The sequence below is a fragment of the Aurantibacter sp. UH7 genome (genome assembly GCF_056839165.1).
In genome coordinates this window covers 4,462,807-4,483,693 of sequence record NZ_CM166388.1, presented here as the reverse complement: position 1 = coordinate 4,483,693, position 20,887 = coordinate 4,462,807, and the positions used below count along the sequence as shown (strand labels likewise).

Sequence of the window (20,887 nt, the reverse complement as noted above, 5' to 3'; positions counted from 1 at the left end):
GTTATAAATTTGAAATTAATGAAAGATAGCCTAAAAATCACTTTTCTTGGTACTGGAACCTCTCATGGAATCCCTATGATTGGTAGTAAGGACCCCGTATGTTTTAGTAACGATTTAAAAGACAAACGATTGCGTTCGTCGGTATTACTATCATGGGATGATTATAATTATGTAATAGATTGTGGCCCAGATTTTAGACAACAGATGCTTCGCCACAATGTGCAAAACTTGGATGGTATTCTATTCACGCATGAACATTCTGATCATACTGCCGGTTTAGATGATATTCGACCGTATTTTTTTAAGCAGGGTGATATTCCAGTATATGCTAACCAAGAAGTGATTAATTCATTGAAAAAACGTTTCGATTATATTTTTGCCGATGAAAATCGATACCCTGGTGCGCCAGCGGTACAAGTAAACCGAATTGAGTCGGATAGTATTTTAAACCTTAAGGGTAAGAAAATATCAGTAATAGAAGCTTGGCACAATAGATTGCGCGTGTTTGGGTTTAAGGTTGACGGTTTTACTTATCTAACCGATATTAAGCGTATTGATGAAGTGGAATTGGAAAAAATAAAAGGATCGAAAGTGTTAGTAGTAAATGCTTTACGTATAGAGCCGCATCATTCACATCTTAATTTAGAAGAAGCTTTAGAGTTTGTTGAAAAAGTAGAACCAGACGTCGCCTATTTTACACATATTAGTCATATGCTGGGATTTCATGAGACCGTTGAAAAAGAGTTGCCCAAAAATGTTCATTTGGCTTTCGACGGACTTACAATAAATGTTTAATCTCAAAAATATATACTTCACTCTGCCGTTTATTAGCTACAGAGAACGTTTAAATATTAAATAAGATAATTATGAAAAAGAGCTTATTCCTTTACCTGTTTGTTTTTGCTGCTTTAATTTGTTTGTACTTAGTGGTTAGTAATAAAAACATGCAAACGTTTGGAGAAGCCAAAATTGTTCGATTACAAGAAGAAAATGTAAGCCTGCAAGATTCAATTCAAAACCTTCATTTAAAGGTTTTGGACATGCAATATTTCTCCTTAGAGAATAATGACGATGCTCTTGCATATTATGACCATTTAAACATTGAAGATCCAGCAAGATACATTGCCGATAAATTATTAGAAACAAATGAAAAAAAGGGTGATAACCCTTTGATACCCTATGAGGGTATGGAAAGTGATTTTAAGATAAATAAAATCAAAATTCTAAATCATAAATGGATTGTCTGTGATTTTTCAGATGGAAAATACTGGGGTGAACTTATAGTAAAGTATGAACTAAAAGATGATTTAGGAGTTGACTTTACTTTAGTTGACCATTTGTTGTATACGCGTAGTAACTAAATTTTTTCTAACAGCCACTTTTTAAACGAATAGAAATTCTGAGGTGCAACACCGTGACCTACAGGAAATTCTTCATAAACATGTTCAATTTGTAAATTCTTTAAGAAGTCGGGAATTCGTTGAGCCCACTCGGGTGGAATTACTTGGTCGACCTGTCCATGTGAAGCATAAACCCTTAGTTGTGAATGGTCTTTTTCCGCGTAACCATCGGCTAGAATATCAACATTTATATATCCACTTAAACCAATTACATTTTTTACCTTCTCAGGATAAGATAAAGCTACAGCATAACTTAATATTGTACCTTGACTGAACCCTAAGAGTGTAACATTATTGGAATTTAAACCATAAGCAGTGCAAGCCTCATCAATAAAATCTCCTATTTTTTCACGCGATTCTATCGCTTGGTCATCATCGCTCCATTTTCCATTTAAATTATCAAAGTGTATTGCATACCATGCATAGCCGTAAGGCTCAAGAGGGTAGGGCGCGCGAGCAGAAATGATAAAAATATTATCCGGTAATTCTTCTGCAAATGAAAATAGGTCTTCCTCATTGCTACCATAACCATGTAACATAATAAGCAAAGGGGTTTTTTCATTAATTTCTTTCGACGGACGAATAAGATGTTTTAGAGATAATTCTTTGGGTTGCATTCGGGGTAGTTTGTATTAGCTAATAAAAGTAAACCATTTTTGAAAATATGGTCCTAAAATAGGTACAGCTTGTTTTTTGTTATTTAAAGCTCCTAAGAAACCATAAAACCATAAAACTAAATAGAATATGTATAAACCATACCAAGCATATTCATTAAACCATTGACTTAGAAAAAGAGCAAATCCTAAGAAAACAAGGTGAAGACCAAAGGCTTGTCGAATATGAAATCGAGCAAAATCGTGCTTTGGTTCCCAATTCATACTCATTGCTATAAGGGAGCCAAGTAGAGTAAAATAAGCTATAACTGCAGTTGTTTTTCCTTCAATCTCTTCTTCCATCATACTACATTAATCAAATTGATAATTTAATTTATTTGGAAATGGTTCTTCGTAACTATGCCGATAACTTTACCTTTTAATTCTTCGTCAATAAACATACTATTCTTAGACCTAGAATAAATATTCGCTAGATTAAATTGAGAGGTATTTGTTGGGTCAAAAAATGTTAAACAAGCATCGGCACCTTCTTTTATTTCTACTTCCTGTATATTAAAACGGTTTCTTCCTTTGGTTAATAATGCAGCAGCCATTTCTGTGTCAAAGAGTTTGTTTAATATACCAAAAGCACTTTCTAGACCAATAGTCCCATAGGATGCATTATCGAACTCTAGTTCTTTATATTCTATATTAATGGGCCTGTGGTCTGTTGTTACATAATCTATTGTGCCTGTCTTTAAACCACTTATTAAGGCCTTTATGTCTGCTTTTTCACGTAATGGTGGTCTTACTTTGTATTTGCTATCAAAAGATTCGAGCTTGTCATCTGTAAAAACAAGATTGTGTATGGCTACGCTGCAGGTTACATTTAATTTTTTCTTCTTGGCCTCTGCAATTAACTTTACAGAATTAGCTGTAGAAATTGTAGGTATGTGAAGTTTTCCGCCAGTATATTGCAAAACGAATAAATCTCTTGCTATTTGTAATTCTTCTGCCATTGCTGGCATTCCTTTTAATCCTAATTTGGTAGAAACCGGCCCCTCGTTTACAATACCTTTACCCGCAATGTTGTTATCTAGAGGATATGAAAAAACTAATCCATCGAAATTTTGAGCATATTGTAATGCTATTTTTAATAGGTTAGAATTACGAATAGGTTTCTTATAATCGTAAAAGCCAACAGCGCCAGATTTCTTCATATCAAAGAGCTCAGCTAAATCTATATTTTCAGATTTTACAGTTAATGCGCCCAAAGGATGCAATGAAGTTGCACTATCTTTTGCAGCATTTTTTAAAAAAATAATATCAGAGCTGCTATCTGGTACAGGATACGTATCCGGATTTAAAACAATATCTGTAAATCCGCTTTTGGCTGCGGTTAAAAGTCCGTTTTCTATAGTTTCTCGGTCTTCATAACCAGGTTCGCCAAAACTTACACCAGTATCTAACCAGCCTGCTGAAACATGTAAATTTTTATTTTCAATGACTTTCGTTTGTGCATTAGGCACAACCTTATCGGCAATCTTTTCAATCTTACCATTCTTAATCCAAATATCCTTTTTCTTCAAATGCAGGTTTTTGTTACCCGCATCAATAATTTTGGCTGATTTTAAAAGTATATTCATCGAAAGAATTTTTGAATAAAAATCTCAAATAATAAAAATAACAGAGCTAAAATAACAAACCATTTCCAAAGCTCGGTGATGCTACTGTCTTTTTGTAAAGTATCAAATAAATTACTTATTGAGCTTGATTTGTTAGTTTCCTTAATACCAGAGAGGTTAGCATATGTAAGGTCACTTTCATCTCTTGGGTAATTAAAACTTAAATTCTGATATATTTTCTGATTATCTGATATCGAATAAATACCGGCCTCTATAGGGTTTTCAATAAACTTAAGGCTAACCTTATTATTAAAAGATTGCTGCTGAGGAATAAATTCATATGCATCTTTTTTCATTCTTAAAATATCATCTTTGGCCAGTGTAATAGCTAGGTCTACAGAATTTGCGTTGCCTATTATTGCATAGAGTTGCGAGGATTCTAAACTTTTTAAACCGACATTATATAGCGTAGGAACAATCAATGGGGAATTTTTGAAATTTGAATTTTCACTTGAAAGCGCCGCTGTAAATAAATAGGTGCCTCGAGAGCCAATGAAAAAGGGACTTTTATCTTGAAACGATAATATCGCTGGTACAGAAGTCTTTATTCTATTATACTTCTTAACCATTGGATATTGAAAATTAGCAACCTTTTTCTCGAATACATTTTTGAATAGTGGATCCGATAAATTGATATCGGTTATTTTAATTTCATTAGTAATCGGTTGTAAGATTGTAGTGTTGGATAGTCCTACTAAAAATTGATTGTAAGCCTCAATTTCAATATCATTGGCAGGAATTATTAATATACTACCACCATTAGATTTAAATGATTTAAGACTCGTTTGTAATGCCGTATTAATATTCTTTAATTCGTTTAATACAATTAGATTCTGAGATTCTATCTCACTAAAATTTAAAGTTTTAGTCGTATTAGAATTAAAATCAAATTCTTCTTTACTGAAAATTCGTTGTAAAAAGTTGTCATCTGCGGAGGTGGCATTAATCGCTAATACCTTTATTTTTTCTCTTTTATTAATGTTAAAATATAGTGTGTTATCATAAGCTAAGCCATTATCAGTTATATACAGTCTGCCATTTAAAACCTCATTATGTGGTATTGAAAAGTTTACTTTTCCTGCACCATTAGTATCAATTTCAACTGCTGTTTTTGCTATTAATTGCTCATCGTTATATAAGGATATAGGAATGCTATTACTTTCAGAGTTGCCCGAAATTAATACTTCAACTTCAGTTCCTTGTGCATTTTCTTTACTTATATAAACGGAGTCTATTGCAATATTGGAGGCTATATCTGGTAATACTTGTACAAAATGGTTTTCAGTTTTTGCTACAGAATCAGATAGAATAGGGGCTAATCGATTTTGAAAATCAGAAATATAAATAAACTCCTTTTGAGTATCATTTTCAGTGCTAAAGAAAGTTTCACCTTTTAATTGAATTTCTCTAAGAGATAATTGTTTTGCACAATAGTCTAGACTTAATAGTTCGTTTTGAATTTCATCAATAGTACTATTTCTAAATTCTTTAGTATTCGTAAATAAATTGAAATGACTGTTCTTAGGTATATTTTGAATTAATTCTTGCACTGCATTCTGAAGCAAAGTAGCACTGCCAGCTTTGGCTTGCATACTAAAAGAATTATCTATGTAAATTGTGGTTTCTTTGCTTTTTAGGGCATTTTTTTTAGCAAAAAAAGGTTGTGCAAAAGCTATTACCATACCTGCTAATAGCATCATTCTCGTAAAAAGGAGTAGCCATTTCTTTACGGTACTACTACGGCGAGATTTAGAAACTACTTTTTGAAGCAATGCTACATTGGTAAAAGGTGTTTTTTTAAATCTACGGAGTTGAAATAGATGAATAAAAATAGGAATCAGTAGTAAAAGTAGGGCCCAAAGTAATTCTGGATGTTTAAACTGCATTGCCTATTTTGATTACGCAAATATAGCTAAATTGGTTGAGTGCCATCAAGACAAAGCCAAGGAAGTTCGAGATTTTTTATTCATTACAGTAAACACTAACAAAAGAAGAAATAATCAACCATAGGTAATTTCTCTAATCCTATAAAATAGTTATGTATTGTTTTTTGTTCATGAGGATTAGCAACGGTTATTATACACTGCCAATTATTTATTTCACTCAATTTTGAGAAATGGTGCATAGTTGTACCATATATCACTTTACCTATCTTCTTTGGATTGTCGCAGTACCAGTTAAATTGTATACCTAACTCTTTTAATTTCTTGGCTATTGTTTTGCCTTTATTGCCAGCACCCCAAATGGCCAATGGTATGTTTTTTTCATATTCCAACTTTAAGAAATAATGAAGTTTAATGTCTAGGAAATAATTTTGGGCATAATGTGCACTAGTTCGCGAAGTTCGATAATCATAATCACGCCAATGATGCAGTATTTGTTGACTTGGAATGCATTTTATATTATTCTCATAAAATCGAAAGGCTAGGTCATAATCTTCTGGATAGGTATCTGGAGCAAACGCTTTGCATAAGTCAAAATCCTCTTTAAAAACCATCCAACAAGGGGAGGGGATAACACATTCTTTATAGATTTCTGTATAGTTTTTACCGATTGCTGTTAAGGAGTTTAACCATTTTTCATAACGTGCATAGCCATCACTTATACCAGAAGCCGAAAAATATTTTACTTGCGCCAGTGCTACATGCCTTTTACCATTTATTAAAAGTGAATCAACCATCACTCTTAATTTGTCCGTAGTCATTAAATCATCCGAATCCATACGGGTAATTAGTTCGCCATTGCTTTTAGAATATGCCTTTCGCAAAGCAGTAATAATTCCGTTTTCATCATTCTCAAAGACCTGAATTCTTGAATCTTTAGCAGCAAATTTCTGAAGTATTATTTTACTAGAGTCCGTAGAATGGTCATTTACCGCTAGTAGTTGCCAATTATTGTACGTTTGATTCACTATAGAAAGAAGACAATCTTCTAAAAAAATCTCGGTATTCTTAACGGGCATTAAAATGCTTACTAGTGGGTTTTGCATTTAGCCAAATTACTGAAAATACAATCTAATTCGGAAGAACTAGTAATGGTATTTTACAATGATATGCAATATTGGTAACAACAGGTTCACGCATTAATTGGTCCAAAAAGTTCCGTTCATTATATACCAAAGTCAGCATGTTAATATTTAATTCGTTTAAAAAGTTAGCGATTACGTTTGTCTTAGCGGAATAATGAGGTACAAAGTGCACTTGATGTTTAACGGGTGCCATATATTCCATAAGTGTGAATTTGTTGGACTCCTGAAATCTATCCGATTTATTGGATTCGTTTATATGTAAAATGTGAATTTCAGAATTAAATTTCTTCGCTAAACTCAATAAAGGTTGTAATATTTCTGCGCTAAAATGGTGTTTGAAATCCGTTGGAAAAGCAATATGCTTCAATTTTTGAAACTCATGCACTTCTGGAACCGCAATAATTGGTATATTTTTTACCGTTTTAATCATGCGTACGGTATTCGTGCCTAGAAAAACTTCTTTATATCCTGATGCACCTTTTGTTCCAGAAACTATAATATCTATTTTCTCCGATTCAACCGTCTCTATAATTTTTTGAGTTAAGAAGTCAAAAGAAGAAATGGCTTCATAATTATGAAGTTTATTAGAATTTAGTTTTTTTATTTGTTTAAGAGCTTTTTGTAAGCCCTGCTTGGATAATTTACTTTCATTTTCGGAAACCAGCGTTTTACCTTTTGTTTCCGCTAAAAATCGACTGTGTACTATTGAAGGTGTATATGCATTTAAGAAATAAAATTTGCATTCCTCATTGTCAAAAAGTTGTGTTGCATATTTCGCCGCATTTAAGGCGTTTTCAGAAAAATCAGTAGGCAGCAATACATTTTTCATTGATAACTCTTTTCAAAACCACCTTGTAAATGTATTGCCTGCCCTTTACTAATTCTATGACAAATGTCAGTTTATAGAAATTGAAATTGACTTTATTTTTAATTATCAAAAATGTTTTTAAACGACTTTCAATAAGGACAAGGCAATTGTTTCCAGAAACTTTTCATAAAATTTTAAATCCGATTGGTTACAGAAAATATTCTATTACCTCACTAACCAATTTTTTTCCGTCTGGGTCAGCATTGGTTTTTAGGGCACATAAATTTTCAGCCCATTCAGATGTGCGCACTCGTAACGGAGGGTTCTTAGATATTGCTATTTCTAAAACAACAGCTGCAACTTCAGCACCTGTTTGATAAATAGTTGGGCCTTCACCCTCGGAGCGATTCTGGGCACCGTTGATGTATTTATTGAAAATTGGAGCATATTCTCCAGTTGCCATTTCACCTTTGCCGTTGATTGTTTTTAACACAGCATTATTCATGAATTCAGTGGCTATACCACCCGGTTCTACTAATGAGAAGTTAATATTGAAAGGAGCTGAAACATAAGTCGCAAGCGCCTCAGTGAATCCTTCAACAGCAAACTTAGCACCGCAATAAAGTTCATTAAATGGTTGTCCAACAAGTCCACCAACTGATGTTATATTAATAATATGACCAGCTCTGTTTTCACGCATTGAAGGTAGTACAGCTTTAGTTGTTCGTACAACACCGGTATAATTTACGTCGGTGACCCAATCAATTTCTGTTTGCGATGATTGTTCTAAGGTTTTTGCGAAACCAGCCCCAGCATTATTTAATAAAATATCTATTCTACCATCCTCTTTTAGTATATGATTTACTGCATTCTCGATTGAATCAGTATTAGAAACATCGAGTTGTAATATTTGTATGTCTAAATTATCTTTTGCAATTCGTTCCTCTAAAGCGGTAGCTTTTGCTAAGTTCCTCATTGTAGCATACACTTTGAAGCCATTTTTTGCAAATAAAATTGCACTTTCTAAACCTACTCCGGTAGAAGTACCAGTAATTAATATGTTTTTATTCATAATTGTGTTATTTGATTTGGATTGAACATTCATTCCAAAATATTAATAAAAATTTTATTCTTTAATTGCGTCCCAAACCATTTGTAATTGGTTTGATAATGTTGTTTGTGTTTTGTGATCTTTATTTAAATACCAACTAACATACGATATAACTGAACCTCCTAAGAATTGCATTATTTCGTGCGATTCTACATTCTTAAAAATTCGTTCTTCTTTTCCTTTTTTAATTAATTGGAAGACTGCATCGACAGCTTCTATACCTACTTCACGACTAGTTTCAGATATTATTGGCGATGCTTTCATTTGCTCCATAAAGTTGAAATACAGAGGGTTGTCGATAAAAAATTCACATGTAATTGTATAGTAGCTTTCAAATTGAGTTTTTATCGGATTCTCATTTGAATAATTACTATAGAGTTTTTCTTCTTGTTTTTTTATAGCAACGTATATTTCATTAATTAGAACTTCCTTATTTGGAAAATAATTATAAATAGTGCCCATACCTGTACCTGCTGCTTTTGCAATAGCAGACATTGGTGTATTATGCACTCCTTTTTCGGTAAGAAGTTCTAAAGCTGACTTTAGAATGATATCTTTTTTATTCACAATGCAAATATAAATTATATTGGAATGATTATTCCAATATAATTTAAAAAATTATTTAATCCTTGTTATTACGTCTATGGTATTGTAGTGGATACCTTCTATAAGAATGCAAAATCATTAAAATTAATTTTAGTTTTACTCTAGGCTTATAACGCTTTCAACTCCATTCTCATTTACTAATAAATTAAAACTATTCGAGACTAACTTATTTTCAATTAACTGAACGTTAATGTTTGGTATTTCCTTTTTGTAGGGAGCAACGACTGTTATAAATTTAATGACCTTTTCTTTTACCTTTTTTATATGATACTTAAATGCAGGGCGAGGTTCTTTTTTTGTATATATAAATGAGACCCAACCTTCTTCTTCAATAAGGTCTAGATTACTTTGTTGGTTAGTTCTGACAAAAATGTTCCATCCATCTTTGAAATTAGATTGTACCGATAATTTTTTATGGTCGTATATGGCTTCACCTGGTGCAAGTTGAAAGTGGATATCCACATCGCCAATTGCTTTTCCAATGGCTTCATCAACTATAATAAAATATGATTTATCAATAAAAATAACGGAACGACGATGCTTTAAACCTGTGTAGCTGTAATTTTCAATCACTAGAATGTCCAAGTTATCGTTAGACTTCCATTTTATAAGTTTTGGTTTATACGCAGCGTCTTCTCCGTTTAAGGTAAGTGTTTGGTGTACTTTTGTCTGTCGAAACCATTTGCGCCATTTCGGATCACCGCTATAAATATAACTGCCAGAATCGGGCATTAAGGTACGCCCACCAGCATAAAGTGTAAATGTGCCGTTATCGGGCTGAGTGTGATAACCGGCATCTGGACCATTTTTTAAAACAAGACAAATGGCTTCATTTGTCCAATCACTCCGCATAGAATATAAGCCACTATCTTCTAAAGCAAATGAAGTTTTTTTTGGTGCCTCTCCTTGTTCTCCATTACTGGATAAATATAAAAAATCGTTTCGATTATAAAGTTTGGACCATTCCTTAAACCGTTGTGAATACTGTCCTGGTTCACCAGCCCAAGAATCTCCAAATTGAGCGTTTGTACCATCGGGCAAACATAGTTTCATTGGAATTTCACTCATTTTTTCAAGCTTCTTTATATAGGATTCAGAAAAAAGGCTTTCTTCTCCATTTAACATAGCCAATTCAAAAGTTCGATAAAACCATTGAATACTACCAATGTGATAACCCATTGCTAATTCCTTTTGCTGTCCATCAGGATACACTTGTTTGTCTATTTCAATATTATATCTGCGTATTGCTTCAGCTTTCCATTTTTCTGCTTGTTTAAATTCGGGAAAAGTAAATGCTATTGTAGCTAATCCTTCAGCTTCCATTAAGGCCCAATTACTTCCAGAACTATATGTTGTCATTAAATATTCGGCATGATCAAAGCAGCTATTCATAAATGAGACGAGAACTTCTGGAGTAAAATGTTCGGAATGTAAAAATTGATAGAATTGGCCAGACCAACTATTACCTCTTATCCCTACTTCAATAGACCTCCAAGCGTAATTATGTTCTTTATCATTAGGATTTTTTTCAATCCAGTCTACTATTTGTTCGCACCATGCTTTAGCATATCGTTCATCATTGGTATGAGCATAAACTCGCTTCATGGAATTCCAGAAGTACATTCTATTAAGTTGCCAAACCCATTCTTTGTCTGGTACTGGTCGCGAGTTCCAATTGATATCATCACCACAGAAATGAGCTGGGTATGCAGGTTGTCCTACAAAAATATGTTCCAATGCATCGTTGGCATATTTTAAGTCTTTATCAGAAATGGAAGCTAATATTTTATTATCTGTACGATGCTTTACAGTAGTTCGATTTCTATAGAATTTTAGTAATTCTTTGTTAGTTAAACTATTCTTTTTCAAGTGCGAAGAATCTAATATTTCGCTTTTTAATCGATTTAGAAGCAGTGTTGTACCTAAATCTGAAGAACTCGATTGACAAAATGCTTTTGAAGAAATGCTAAGAAGTAAAATTAATAATAAATAGGCTTTATTCTTGAGGAAGATTTTCATTTAATATTTGGTTCTTATAAAGTACAGGACATCCTAATTATGGTTTGCATGTAAATTTCTATGAATAGACAAAACATGGCTTAATTCAACCATATTTAATAAAATTCTAATTTAAGAAAATCGTACTAAGTTCTACTCATTTTTGTGAAGAAGAAAAGGAGTAGTTGCTAAGATAAAAAATGTATTTAAAACCCGGCAATCAAATCTAAAAGTCCTTTTTCATCTGATATACCAATTTTCTTACCAGCGGTTTTAATAAGTCCTTTTTTCTTAAATTCTGAAATAATTCGAATGCAAGATTCAGATGCGGTGCCAACGATATTAGCGTATTCGTCACGAGAAAGGGTGAGGGTTAGAAACCCATCTTTATCTTCACCATAACTCTTTTTAAGATATAAAAAGGCTTCTCCAAGACGCTGCTTTACCGTTTTTTGAGACATATTTACGATTACATTGTCGGCTTCTTTTAAATCGTGAGCCATATGACGTAAAACTTCAACTGCAAAATTTGGATTGGTGTTTAAAGTATTAATTATGGTGTTTTTTGGAATAAAACAAACGGTCATGTCATTAATTGCTACGGCGCGTAAATGTGTTGTTTCGTCCGCAATTACCGAGCGTTGGCCCATTATAACTCCATTACTTGCTAATTTAACAATATGTTCTTTGCCATTGGCACTAAGTTTAGAGAGTTTTGATACTCCATCGCGAACACAATATACGCCATCAAGTTTTTCGCCTTCTTCAAAAAGAGATTCACCTTTTTTAACTGATTTCAAAACCTTAGAATTAGATACTTCTTTCAGTTCATCTTTACTAAGTGCTCTTAATGAATTATATTGTCTAACTATACAACTCTCGCATCTCGTTTCCATGTATATACTTTTATTCAACGGCGAAGGTAGTATTCGAAGATATTTCAAAAACTGACAAATGTCATGTAAATTTTATGCATGTTAATTGAAATTTGTACTGGGTATAAGTAAATGTGAATATGGCTGAAAATAAATGTTATCATTGTGGTGACGCTTGCGGAAGTTCTGGTATAAAATTCGATGAAAAAGAATTTTGCTGCAATGGTTGTAAGACCGTTTATGAGATTTTTGCAAGTAACGATTTATGTAATTTCTACGATATACAGGCAGCGGCAGGTGCTACACCAAATTTGGTTGAAGGAAAGTATGATTTCTTAGACAACGTAAAAATTGTTGAAAAGCTTACAGAATTTAATGATGGTACTATTCAAATAGTTAATCTTTATGTACCACATATTCATTGTAGTTCTTGTATTTGGGTGCTTGAGAATCTTAATAAATTGAACCCCTATGTAAATGCCGCTCAAGTTGATTTCCCTAAAAAGACAGTAAGAATCACATTTAATAGCAAGGATTTCTCCTTGAAGCAATTGGTGAATTTGCTAGCAAGAATAGGTTATGAGCCTTATATTTCTTTAAATGATTTTGATAAAGAGGAGAAAACTACAGATCGAAGTCTAATTTATAAATTAGGCGTAGCTGGTTTTGCCTTTGGTAATGTGATGTTTCTTTCATTTCCAGATTATTTTGATTTGTCTTCTAGTGAAAATTCTGGAGGTGAATTTTGGTTAAATCAATATCAAAATGTATTTCGTTGGCTAATGTTTACTTTTTCTTTACCCGTGGTGTTCTATGCCGGAAAAGATTATTTTATTTCGGCATTTAAAGGGTTACGAAGTAAGATTTTGAATATAGATGTTCCCATTGCATTAGGTATTTCGGTGCTATTTTTAAGAAGTACTTTGGAAATTATTTTTGATTGGGGCAGTGGTTTTTTTGATTCATTAACGGGATTGGTCTTTTTTCTCCTATTGGGTAAATTCTTCCAGCAAAAAACCTATTCATTCTTGTCATTTGAACGTGATTACAAATCGTATTTTCCAATAGCGGTTACAAGAATAACGAAAGAAGGTAAAGAAGAAAGCACACAAGTACATGATATTAAAAAAGGTAATCGTTTATTAATACGTAATGAAGAATTAATTCCGGTTGATGGTATTTTAATCAACGGTAAAGCACGTATTGATTATAGTTTTGTCACTGGTGAATCTGAACCAGTTGAAAAAGTTTCAGGCGATAAAATTTTTGCTGGAGGAAAACAATTACAAGGTGCTATAGAAATGGAGGCTTTAAAGTCCGTTTCGCAGAGTTACTTAACACAACTATGGAGTAATTCGATTTTTCAGAATGATAAAACCAGTAAATTTCAAACACTAACCGATAGTATTGGTAAAAGGTTTACCATTGCTGTCTTAACCATAGCTTTTGTAGCTACAGGTTTTTGGTTGTTTTATGATCCAAGTAAAGCAATGAACGTTTTTACCGCTGTGCTCATTATTGCTTGCCCTTGTGCTATTGCATTAGCGGCCCCCTTTACTTTAGGTAATTTATTGCGGATTTTTGGACGTAAAAAATTGTATCTCAAAAACACTCAAACTATCGAGCAGTTAGCACAAATTAATACCGCAATTTTCGATAAAACAGGAACGATTACAACATCAAAAAAAAGTACGGCGACTTATGAGGGAATGCCATTAACACTGGAAGAGGAAGCTTTACTAAAAAACACTTTGCGTGCATCTAACCATCCATTAAGTAGGTCCTTGTATAATCTCTTGGCCGAACAAAATATTGTTAGTCTAGATGAGTACGAAGAACATTTGGGTAAAGGTGTAGCAGGTAGTTTAGATGGGGAGTTTATAAAAGCTGGATCTGCTGATTTTGTTGGTGATAAAAGCACTAATGATATATTAAATACCGCTGTTCATGTTAGTAGTAATGATATGTACAAAGGCAAATATGTATTTCATAACGAATACCGTAAAGGCATTTCTGAAGTGTTCGAGAGATTGTCAGAATCAATGCAATTGGCAATTCTTTCAGGTGATAATGAAGGAGAAAAACAACGTTTAGAGCAATTATTACCAAAATTAACTCCACTGTATTTTAATCAGAAACCAGAAAATAAATTGAATTTTATAAAGTCGTTACAAGACCAGGGAAAAAAGGTTCTTATGGTTGGCGATGGTTTAAATGATGCTGGTGCTCTCGCACAAGCTGAAGTAGGGATTGCTATCTCAGAGAACGTAAATGTTTTTTCACCTGCATGTGATGGTATTTTGGATGCATCTAAGTTTCAGCAATTACCAAAATTTGTAAGTGTCGCTAGAAAGGGAATTAAAATAATTAAATGGAGCTTTGTGCTTTCGCTAATTTATAATGTTGTGGGACTTTATTTTGCCGTTACCGGACAATTAGAGCCAGTTATTGCAGCTATTCTAATGCCTTTAAGCTCTATTAGTATTGTGGTATTCACAACGGTAATGACTAACCTTTTAGATAAAGATTTAAAATAGTCTTTTAATTAATTGAAAGAAAGAATAAAATAGTGAATAAAAACCATAAGTTCTTTGTTAAAATCGCCATCTTAAGAGTTTAAAAAGTTAGGTTTGTAAATAATAGATACTAAATTAGTTTTTAAGTTAAATGCCTACTGATAACACCAATTCCTTAATTTCTCATTTCAAGAAAATTTCATTACTCCAGATTTCAATAGGAATCGTATACTTATGGTTTGGGGGACTAAAGTTCTTTAATAAAGCTAGTCCAGCAGAAGAAATTGCAAAAGATACCATTGGTATTTTAACAATGGGAATCATTCCTCGAGAAACAGCTTTAATACTCTTGGCATTATTGGAAGTAGGCATAGGAATTTTTTTACTACTAGATATTTACCGCAAACAAACAATAGTAGTGACCTTAGCCCATATGGCATGTACATTTACTTCATTATTAATTTTAAATGAAGCTTCGTTTACTTATAGTCCGTTTGCACCAACATTATTAGGTCAATATATTATAAAAAATTTGATTATTGTTGCTGCATTAATTTCTATTTATCAGAATTCAAGAAAGGCCTAATAATTAATTTTGTGGGTTTTATTTACAATGTTAAAACTGAGTGATTTAAATTCTAATAATTTAAAAATGTAAGTGTTATGAATTTTATAAATTCATTTTATTCTAATATATTTAAAGAAGTTTTGGAATAATTATTCAAAACCTGATATATGTCATATTAATTGAAATCATCACTATATATTTTTACAAAATAATTCAGGTAAGTAGGTATGAGTGCTATTTATATATTGTTAGCCATAAGTATTGTGGTTGCTCTTGTTTTTTTTGCTGCTTTTTTATACGCAGTGCGTAAGGGGCAATACGATGATTCTTATACACCTTCTGTTAGAATGCTTTTTGAAGACGAAGTCGTAAAAGCACCTTCCCAAAAAAATAAGACCGAAATTAAAAAATCCAACTAAACATTAATATTGATTATGGAAGTACAGCAGTTTTATTATGATAACAAAGTCGTAAGAAATTTCCTCTACGCCACTATTTTTTGGGGCATTGTAGGTATGTCAGTAGGTTTATTGCTTGCTTTCATGTTTCTTTTTCCGAATGTTACCGATGGTATCTCGTGGTTAAGCTTCGGTAGGCTAAGACCCTTGCATACCAATGCAGTTATTTTTGCATTTGTTGGTAATGCAATTTTTGCTGGTGTTTATTATTCTACGCAACGCCTATTAAAGGCAAGAATGTTTAACGACGTTTTAAGTAAAATCAATTTCTGGGGTTGGCAATTAATCATTGTTGCAGCAGCTATTACTTTACCACTCGGGTATTCAACCTCCAAGGAATATGCAGAATTAGAATGGCCTATAGATATTGCGATTGCGGTTATTTGGGTAGTTTTTGGTTGGAACTTAATTGGAACAATTATAAAGAGAAGACAACGCCATATGTACGTTGCAATTTGGTTTTATTTAGCCACGTTTGTTACAATTGCTGTGTTGCATATTTTTAATAGTTTAGAACTCCCGGTAAGTGCTTTTAAAAGTTACTCGGTATATGCTGGTGTACAAGATGCCTTGGTACAATGGTGGTATGGACATAATGCCGTAGCATTTTTCTTAACCACTCCGTTCTTAGGATTGATGTATTACTTTGTTCCTAAGGCAGCGAACAGACCTGTATATTCATATCGTCTTTCTATAGTTCACTTTTGGTCTTTAATTTTTATATATATCTGGGCTGGTCCACACCACTTATTATATTCTTCATTACCCGATTGGGCTCAGAATTTAGGGGTCGCTTTTTCAGTAATGTTAATTGCACCTTCTTGGGGGGGTATGATAAACGGACTATTAACGCTGAGAGGAGCATGGGATAAAGTTCGTACAGATCCGACCTTAAAATTTATGGTTGTAGCAATTACCGGTTATGGTATGGCAACTTTTGAAGGCCCATTACTTTCATTAAAAAATGTAAATGCCATAGCACACTTTAGTGACTGGATTATTGCGCACGTACACGTTGGTGCTTTAGCTTGGAATGGGTTCTTAACTTTTGGTATGATTTATTGGTTAATTCCTAGAATGACCAAAACAAAACTATACTCCGTAGGTTTGGCTAATACGCATTTCTGGATTGGAACCTTAGGGATTATTTTATATACACTTCCTATGTACGTTGCGGGCTTTACGCAAGCCTTAATGTGGAAAGATTTTAACCCAGACGGAACATTGGTATACGGTAACTTTTTAGAGACTGTAAATGAAATTATGCCAATGTACTGGATGCGTGCTATAGGTGGTAGTATGTATATACTAGGTGCATTTGTAATGTTGTATAATGTTATACAAACAATTCGCTCTGGTGAGGCTGTTGAAGATGAATTGGTGGAAGCATCTGCTTTATCTAAAGTTTCAAAAAGAAGAACATCTGGAGAAACTTTCCACACTTGGTTAGAGCGCAAGCCAGTTCAATTAACAATACTAGCAACAGTTGCAATTTTAATTGGGGGTGTCGTTCAGATTGTACCTACCATAATGGTAAAATCAAACATACCTACAATTACTAGTGTTAAACCATACACACCTTTAGAATTAGAAGGAAGAGACCTTTATATAAGAGAGGGTTGTGTTGGCTGTCACTCACAAATGGTTCGTCCGTTTAGAAGTGAGGTAGAACGTTACGGTGAATATGCGAAAGCTGGTGAATTTGTATACGATCACCCATTCCTTTGGGGTAGTAAAAGAACGGGTCCAGATTTACTTAGAGTAGGTGGTAAGTATTCCGATAATTGGCATCTAAATCACATGTATGACCCACAGAGTACATCTTCTGGTTCGATAATGCCAGCGTATCAATGGTTGGTTAGAAATGAACATGACCGAAGTAATATTCAAACAAAAATGAGAACAATGCAAACTTTAGGTGTTCCATATACCGAAGAAGATGTGGCGAATGCAAAGCAGTCAATGGATGAGCAAGCAGCGAAGATTGAAAAGAATCTTTATACAGATCCAGATTTTGCAAAGAGCTATGAAGCTGATAAGGCGTATGCTAAAGAAAATAACGAAGAATTTGTGCAAATGAGAGATCGTGAGATAGTTGCATTGATTTCTTACCTGCAACGTCTAGGTACAGATATTAAAATTAAAGATGCATCAGAAACAGCAGCAAAATAATTAAGTTATGTTGAAATTTATTAAAGGACATTTAGAAACTATAGATGGTGTGGCAACGTACCCAATGATATCACTATTAATTTTCTTTATCTTTTTTGCTATCCTTTTTTGGTGGGTATTTACAGCATCAAAAGCGCATATTAAAGAGGTAAGTGAATTACCCTTAGAAGATTAATCAATTAAGTAAAACACTATTAACCGACCGTAAATAAGTACACATGAAAAATAGTTCAGTTTGGTGGATTCGTGTCCCCGTTATTTTCTTTATAATAATCGGAATAACAGAATATTTTATTGATTCTGGTGATAAACCAGCATTTATAGAATACCCGATATTGCTTTGGTTTTTCGTATTGGTATTACTCATATTGGTTGCCATTGAGATTATCGTTCAAGCAATAGAATCGGTGATGTTTAGAACCTTAGATGAAGCTGCTCAAAAGCGATATCTTGAAGCTAAATCGTCTAATTGGGAATGGACATGGGGAAAGAATACTTATAATAGACTTTTGGGCTCGAAACCAATTGAAAAAGAAGGAGATATTACGCTAGACCATAACTACGACGGTATTCGTGAACTAGATAATACACTTCCACCATGGTGGGTATATATGTTTTACGCAACAATTGTTTTTGCTGTTGTTTACTTAGTTAGGTTCCATATATTTCATGATTATACGCAGGCTGAAGAGTTTGAACAAGAAGTAGCTGAAGCACGAGCTGAAATTGAAGCTTATAAACTAACTGCTAAAGATTTAGTAGATGCTAATACAGTTGAGTTGTTGACAGATGCAGGAGACCTTTCTGCTGGTAAAGCTATTTTTACAGCAAATTGCGTGGCATGTCATATGGCAGATGGTGGTGGTGGCATCGGGCCAAACCTTACTGATGAGTATTGGATTTTGGGAGGTGGTATTAAAAATGTATTTAATACAGTATCTGAAGGTGGTAGAGATGGTAAAGGTATGGTGGCTTGGAAACAGATATTAAAGCCTGTAGAAAGAGCACAAGTATCAAGTTATATTCTCGCTGAAATAAATGGTAAAACTCCAGCTAACCCTAAAGCACCAGAGGGTGATAAATGGGAGGAGACCGTAGAGTAAAAGAATCTAAGTGTACTTCTTGTAAGTTATGAGATGACAGAAATGATTTTTTTAGTTTGATTAGAGGTTGTTGAATCGTCTGTATTTATAAAGTAATGGCACAAGATCAAGAAAATTTTAGAGACTCAATTGGTACAATAAGTGAAGACGGAAAACGCGCATGGGTTTTTCCAAAAAAACCAAGTGGTAAGTTTTACCAGTACCGTAAGCTCGTTAGTTATGTATTACTATTATTCTTAGTAGCTGCACCATTCATTAAAATAAATGGGAATCAGTTTCTAATGTTTAATGTTCTTGAGCGTCGATTCAATATTTTTGGTTTTCCTTTTTGGCCACAAGATTTTCACTTATTTGTAATCTCTATGATAATTGGCGTAGTTTTTATTGCGCTTTTTACAGTTGCTTTTGGACGTATTTTCTGTGGATGGATGTGTCCACAAACCATATTTCTAGAAATGGTTTTTCGTAGAATTGAATTTTGGATAGATGGAGATCGAGGAGCACAAATTAAGTTAGATCGTCAACCTTGGAATGCTGAAAAAATTAGAAAAAGAGTAATAAAATGGATAATCTTTTTTATTATTTCATTCTTAATTGCTAATGTTTTTTTAGCCTATTTAATCGGTAGTGATCGTTTAATGGATTATATAATAGATGGTCCTTTAGAGCATGTAAGTACTTTAGTTTCGTTGCTAATTTTCACTTTAGTTTTTTACTTTATTTTTGCGTGGTTTCGCGAACAGGTTTGTATTATCGCATGTCCTTATGGTAGAATGCAAGGGGTATTACTTGATAATAAGTCAATAATAGTTGCGTATGACCACAAACGCGGTGAAGGTGAAAACGGTAGAAAGAAATTTAGAAAAAATGAAGATAGAGCGGCATTGGGTAATGGTGACTGTATTGATTGTAATCAATGTGTAAATGTTTGCCCAACTGGTATCGATATTAGAAATGGTACGCAATTAGAGTGTGTAAACTGTACTGCTTGTATAGATGAGTGCGATGCTATAATGGAAAAAGTAGACTTGCCTAAAGGTTTGATTAGATATGCTAGTGAAGATGAGATTGTTAAAAAAGAAAAGTTCAAATTCACTCCACGCTTAAAAGGTTATACTGCTGTTTTGGTAATTCTTACCGGTATCTTAATAGGAATGTTATTCTTACGAAATGATCTTGAAGCAAATATTTTACGATTACCAGGGCAATTGTATGAGCACAAAGAAGGTAATATAATTAGTAATGTTTATACCTTTAAATTAGTAAATAAAACTACTAAAGATGTTGAGGATGTCAGTTTTAAACTGCTTTCACATAAAGGTAAGATTGAACTTGTGAGGCATGAAAACTTTGTGGTTCCTGCTCAAGAAATGGCGGAAGGAACCTTATTTATTGAAGTTAACAACGCAGCTTTGGAAGGAGATAAAACTACTTTAAAAATTGGTGTTTTTAGTGGTGATAAACAAATAGAAACTACAACGGCTAGGTTTTTGGCACCTAGAAGTTATAAATAGCTGATATGAAAATAAATTGGGGAACGGGTATCGTATTGGCCTTTGTAGCATTCATTTCATTTATTCTGTATTTTGTAATACGGATGAATACCGAAGTAAAAGCTGAACATGATTTGGTCACTGAAGACTATTATAAAGATGAGTTGGGTTACCAAAAAGATATTGATGCGGAACAAAATGCAAAAGATTTGTCCAGTGAATTAAAAATAAATATTTCTGATGCAGGATTGAATATAGACTTTCCTAAAAGTCAAAAAAATGAAAATATCAAAGGTCATGTGTTCCTATACAGGCCATCCAATAAGCGATTAGATTTTGACTTACCTATAAGTTTATCTAATTCACATATGCTCATACCTGACAAAAGTTTGTTGGATGGTCGTTGGAACATAAAAATTTTATGGGAATATGATAATAAGGAGTTTCTGCATAAAGAAAATATAAACTACTAG

At 33.3% G+C, this 20,887-nt stretch carries 20 protein-coding genes; 10 read left to right on the top strand and 10 right to left on the bottom strand.

From position 1 onward, the window contains the following. Window positions 1-18 precede the first annotated feature (18 nt). Both UH7x_RS19060 and UH7x_RS19055 read left to right on the top strand, forming a co-directional pair. Complete coding sequence (locus UH7x_RS19060) at window positions 19-795, top strand: MBL fold metallo-hydrolase (protein WP_482361517.1); 777 nt, start codon at window positions 19-21, stop codon at window positions 793-795. A gap of 71 nt (window positions 796-866) precedes the next feature. Beyond that, window positions 867-1,361, top strand: coding sequence for a hydrolase (locus tag UH7x_RS19055; RefSeq protein ID WP_482361516.1), 495 nt, complete (start codon window positions 867-869; stop codon window positions 1,359-1,361). On the opposite strand, the gene UH7x_RS19050 is transcribed toward UH7x_RS19055, so the two are convergent. From UH7x_RS19050 to UH7x_RS19005, 10 genes are all read right to left on the bottom strand, one after another. Further along, window positions 1,358-2,017: an alpha/beta hydrolase gene (locus tag UH7x_RS19050; protein WP_482361515.1), complete on the bottom strand. Its 660-nt coding sequence runs from the start codon at window positions 2,015-2,017 to the stop codon at window positions 1,358-1,360. The two genes, UH7x_RS19055 and UH7x_RS19050, sit on opposite strands and share 4 nt — an antisense overlap. Window positions 2,018-2,032: 15 nt before the next feature. Then, window positions 2,033-2,356, bottom strand: a complete 324-nt coding sequence (locus tag UH7x_RS19045) for a hypothetical protein (protein WP_482363631.1) — start codon at window positions 2,354-2,356, stop codon at window positions 2,033-2,035. Window positions 2,357-2,382: 26 nt separating this feature from the next. Next, window positions 2,383-3,639, bottom strand: a complete 1,257-nt coding sequence (locus UH7x_RS19040) for a dihydroorotase (RefSeq protein ID WP_482361514.1) — start codon at window positions 3,637-3,639, stop codon at window positions 2,383-2,385. After that, window positions 3,636-5,564: a BatA domain-containing protein gene (locus UH7x_RS19035; RefSeq protein ID WP_482361513.1), complete on the bottom strand. Its 1,929-nt coding sequence runs from the start codon at window positions 5,562-5,564 to the stop codon at window positions 3,636-3,638. Before UH7x_RS19035 ends, UH7x_RS19040 begins: the two co-directional genes overlap by 4 nt. Before the next feature lie 95 nt (window positions 5,565-5,659). Then, a complete protein-coding gene (locus UH7x_RS19030; protein WP_482361512.1) occupies window positions 5,660-6,667 on the bottom strand; it encodes a glycosyltransferase in 1,008 nt (335 codons plus the stop codon). A gap of 25 nt (window positions 6,668-6,692) precedes the next feature. Then, a complete protein-coding gene (locus UH7x_RS19025) occupies window positions 6,693-7,535 on the bottom strand; it encodes a universal stress protein (RefSeq protein ID WP_482361511.1) in 843 nt (280 codons plus the stop codon). Between the two features lie 187 nt (window positions 7,536-7,722). Then, window positions 7,723-8,586 carry an SDR family oxidoreductase gene (locus UH7x_RS19020; protein WP_482361510.1) on the bottom strand — a complete coding sequence of 288 codons (864 nt, stop codon included), beginning with the start codon at window positions 8,584-8,586 and terminating at the stop codon, window positions 7,723-7,725. A gap of 54 nt (window positions 8,587-8,640) precedes the next feature. Beyond that, window positions 8,641-9,192 (bottom strand): TetR/AcrR family transcriptional regulator, encoded by a 552-nt coding sequence (locus UH7x_RS19015; RefSeq protein ID WP_482361509.1) that lies wholly within the window; start codon window positions 9,190-9,192, stop codon window positions 8,641-8,643. A 135-nt stretch (window positions 9,193-9,327) separates the two neighbouring features. Continuing rightward, a complete protein-coding gene (locus UH7x_RS19010) occupies window positions 9,328-11,250 on the bottom strand; it encodes an alginate lyase family protein (protein ID WP_482361508.1) in 1,923 nt (640 codons plus the stop codon). Between the two features lie 185 nt (window positions 11,251-11,435). After that, window positions 11,436-12,125, bottom strand: coding sequence for a Crp/Fnr family transcriptional regulator (locus tag UH7x_RS19005; protein WP_482361507.1), 690 nt, complete (start codon window positions 12,123-12,125; stop codon window positions 11,436-11,438). Between the two features lie 119 nt (window positions 12,126-12,244). Between UH7x_RS19005 and UH7x_RS19000 the strand changes: the two genes are divergently transcribed. The 8 genes from UH7x_RS19000 (at window position 12,245) to UH7x_RS18965 (ending at window position 20,887) form a co-directional block, all read left to right on the top strand. After that, entirely contained in the window at window positions 12,245-14,641 is a 2,397-nt protein-coding gene (locus tag UH7x_RS19000; RefSeq protein WP_482361506.1) for a heavy metal translocating P-type ATPase, read from the top strand. A gap of 130 nt (window positions 14,642-14,771) precedes the next feature. Further along, a complete protein-coding gene (locus UH7x_RS18995) occupies window positions 14,772-15,206 on the top strand; it encodes a doxx family protein (protein ID WP_482361505.1) in 435 nt (144 codons plus the stop codon). A 209-nt stretch (window positions 15,207-15,415) separates the two neighbouring features. Continuing rightward, the gene (gene ccoS / locus UH7x_RS18990) at window positions 15,416-15,607 is read left to right on the top strand and encodes a cbb3-type cytochrome oxidase assembly protein CcoS (RefSeq protein WP_482361504.1); all 192 of its coding nucleotides are present in this window, start codon (window positions 15,416-15,418) and stop codon (window positions 15,605-15,607) included. 15 nt (window positions 15,608-15,622) lie between these two features. Next, window positions 15,623-17,818, top strand: coding sequence for a cytochrome-c oxidase, cbb3-type subunit I (ccoN, locus tag UH7x_RS18985; RefSeq protein ID WP_482361503.1), 2,196 nt, complete (start codon window positions 15,623-15,625; stop codon window positions 17,816-17,818). A 7-nt stretch (window positions 17,819-17,825) separates the two neighbouring features. Further along, a complete protein-coding gene (locus UH7x_RS18980) occupies window positions 17,826-17,993 on the top strand; it encodes a CcoQ/FixQ family Cbb3-type cytochrome c oxidase assembly chaperone (protein WP_482361502.1) in 168 nt (55 codons plus the stop codon). Window positions 17,994-18,036: 43 nt separating this feature from the next. Further along, window positions 18,037-18,921 carry a cbb3-type cytochrome c oxidase N-terminal domain-containing protein gene (locus UH7x_RS18975; protein WP_482361501.1) on the top strand — a complete coding sequence of 295 codons (885 nt, stop codon included), beginning with the start codon at window positions 18,037-18,039 and terminating at the stop codon, window positions 18,919-18,921. A gap of 95 nt (window positions 18,922-19,016) precedes the next feature. Next, a complete protein-coding gene (gene ccoG / locus UH7x_RS18970) occupies window positions 19,017-20,435 on the top strand; it encodes a cytochrome c oxidase accessory protein CcoG (protein WP_482361500.1) in 1,419 nt (472 codons plus the stop codon). Window positions 20,436-20,440: 5 nt separating this feature from the next. Further along, entirely contained in the window at window positions 20,441-20,887 is a 447-nt protein-coding gene (locus tag UH7x_RS18965) for a FixH family protein (protein WP_482361499.1), read from the top strand.